Here is a 2,509-nt window from a genome sequence, read left to right as displayed (position 1 = left end):
TATTCGATATCTGCATCTTGGTCTATGTATACCAGAATATTTTGATCAAATAATTCGAAATAGGCTTCTCCTTCTAATTCGGAATTTTCATTGGTTTTAAGGTTTTTAATAGCCATTTCATTTAATACCTCCTTTAAATTGAATTTTTCTATTATAAGTAGTCTCTATTTTTTTAAGGTTATTAACTAACTATATTTAAACTAGTCGGAACAATGTCCCCTATTTTAGATACTGTTAGATTATTAAGAGTTTGATGGATACCAAGAAAATTTTATATCGCTATCAAGTGGTTTACCGTCTATTTCCTTGTTAATTAGGCTATACCATTCGTTTAATATTTGAGCCTTTGGTAATTGAGAGGCTGGGTCATCTTCCCAGATAATGTGCGAAAACCAAGCTTTTGTTTCCCATTCAAATTGTAATTCTGCAAACGAAATTGTAGGATGATCTGCTTCGATAAAGTGTTGGTTTACAGCATCTGAAACTTCCGAAGCTTGTGGTAATAACTCATTTTTAATTCTATTTTTTATTTCCTGATTTTCTATTTGATCCCAAAAATACAATTGTCCGTTTATTTGATAAAAAATATCAAATGAAGCCTCTCCCTTTTTCATATTAAGCAATAAAAAAGCACGCTCCACATTATTTCCAGCGGCTTTTACAGTATTAATAAGTAAATTTTGTGCCATTGAGACCCAATAGCTATTGGCTTCTTCTAGTGGGGATTCAATATACAATTCTTCATCTAATTCATGGATAGTGGCCTCTTTATTGTTTACTTGTTCCACCTTTTTAAAAAATCTACTGAAAAAACCCATGATTTCTCCTCCTCTTTGTGATTTCCTTGTAATATATTTTAGTAATTAGATAATATTGACAATGCAATCATATCATTTTCACATGAGTTATGAAACCAAGCTAATGAATGGAGTTTGTTCTTGTATTTCTTACATTCATTTGAGAAACTGAATGTAAGAAATAGTTTGTTTTAAGTTGTAACGGATAGCACAGCTTCAATTTTGCAAAGATGGTGGGGAAATGGAAGAGAAAAACTTAAAAAGTAAGAAGTATTATAGAATTGCTTTTCTTGTATCAACAAGTTACATTTGGTTTTTGATTTTAGCAGTATACAGTATAGGTATTCCGCGATATACCGAGTTACTCGGGGGGATTTTTCTAATTACAGCCTTTACATTTTACTTTTCAGTACCTATTTTTTATATCGCTTTACCTTTAGTATATATTCGTGTTGTACTTTCCTGTCTCCGTATATATACTACAGAGCGAATGTTGGCTTATTATGCACTTTCTTGTTTCGTTTTAGGGCTTGCTTTATTTGTTCCTTTAGCAATGTATCATTTGTATGAGGAGAACTACATTTTCGCGAAACAGGTTCAGGAACAACGTATTGAAGAAAAAGTAAAACATGAGGTTGAAAAAACTAATGGTCCAATAAAGATTACATATGTGACAAAGGCAAGTAGGGTGCAAGCGAATGAAGGTACAGGAAGTCCGGAATATTCCAAAATAAATATTCATTTTGAGTTAGTTAGCTGTGATGCACAAAATGAAGGAAAGAGCGGATTTTCATGCAAATCCTCTGTCGAAGCGTACTACAAAGATAAAAAGTGGCTGGTAGATTATAATTCAGAAGAAAATACAGGTGTTCTAAATCTATCTACAGATAACCAACATGCTGTAGAGTTAGAAAAGCAGTTGGCTCTTACACCAGAGGAAGAAATGAATATCCGTAATATTTCTGAATCGAAAGCGATTCAGTATATGAAAAATGAGTATAACTTTGATTTAACAATTGTTGAACAAGTCTTTGACAAGCATACGAGTTCCTATAAAAAAGAAAATAGATCATCAAATGCAATTCATGCCCTAACGATTGAAGGATATGTAAACACAGATGCTCAAAAGAATGTCACAGTTAGGGTAGAATATGATCCGATTACAAAAAAATATTGGACTCATATCATTGAAATGAGTGATGAAGCTAAAAAGTAGATAGAAAACTTTTTTACAGAGTTTGAAAATGTAATTAGGGACATGGCCAGCAATATTACTCCAATTCTTTGGGCGAGCTGGCATATTGCAATTCATGGCTCTGGTCATTGTGGTGTTGATATAGCAGCTATTATAACAAACCTTGGTATCGTAGGTCTATTCCTTGGATACATATTGGCGCGTTATTGGAATGTATGGCTTATCATTATTATCCATGGATTAATGCAATATCTCGTTCAGTCCTTATTCCATTGAATGAGTTATCGGTAATATTTTGCAATTTCTATTTGGATATATTTTATGATATCACATCTCATGTTTTACAAAGAATTGCTGCCTATCAAGGATAAGAACTGAAAAAGAGTGTGTTTTAATCGAAGAATTTTCGAAAAACACACTCTTACTCTGGAACTATTATTTGAATTACTTTATAGCTTTTTATTTATACTTACTATAGAGAATCCCTAACTTTTAATCTATTACCTTCTGTTATTGT

2 protein-coding genes and 1 pseudogene are annotated in these 2,509 nt (G+C 32.2%); 2 read left to right on the top strand and 1 reads right to left on the bottom strand.

The features are described 5' to 3' along the window. Positions 1 to 242: 242 nt before the first annotated feature. A complete protein-coding gene (locus tag AB3X48_RS21030) occupies positions 243 to 818 on the bottom strand; it encodes a hypothetical protein (RefSeq protein WP_016105477.1) in 576 nt (191 codons plus the stop codon). 220 nt (positions 819 to 1,038) lie between these two features. Here AB3X48_RS21030 and AB3X48_RS21025 point away from each other — a divergent pair, with 220 nt between their 5' ends. Continuing rightward, positions 1,039 to 2,013: a hypothetical protein gene (locus tag AB3X48_RS21025; protein WP_367959904.1), complete on the top strand. Its 975-nt coding sequence runs from the start codon at positions 1,039 to 1,041 to the stop codon at positions 2,011 to 2,013. Positions 2,014 to 2,047: 34 nt separating this feature from the next. After that, positions 2,048 to 2,268, top strand: a pseudogene (locus AB3X48_RS21020) (CPBP family glutamic-type intramembrane protease); the annotation flags it as partial. Between the last annotated feature and the right edge of the window lie 241 nt (positions 2,269 to 2,509).

It is taken from the genome of Bacillus sp. S4 (genome assembly GCF_040838205.1).
GTDB lineage: Bacteria > Bacillota > Bacilli > Bacillales > Bacillaceae_G > Bacillus_A > Bacillus_A cereus_U.
Note: the sequence above shows the minus strand (reverse complement) of the source record. Positions and strands in the feature narration are given on the sequence as shown.

Excerpts from the sequence above, each read along its gene's own strand:
- AB3X48_RS21030 (WP_016105477.1), bottom strand. The coding sequence starts at position 818 with ATGGGTTTTTTCAGTAGATTTTTTAAAAAGGTGGAACAAGTAAACAAT.
- AB3X48_RS21025 (WP_367959904.1), top strand. The coding sequence starts at position 1,039 with ATGGAAGAGAAAAACTTAAAAAGTAAGAAGTATTATAGAATTGCTTTT.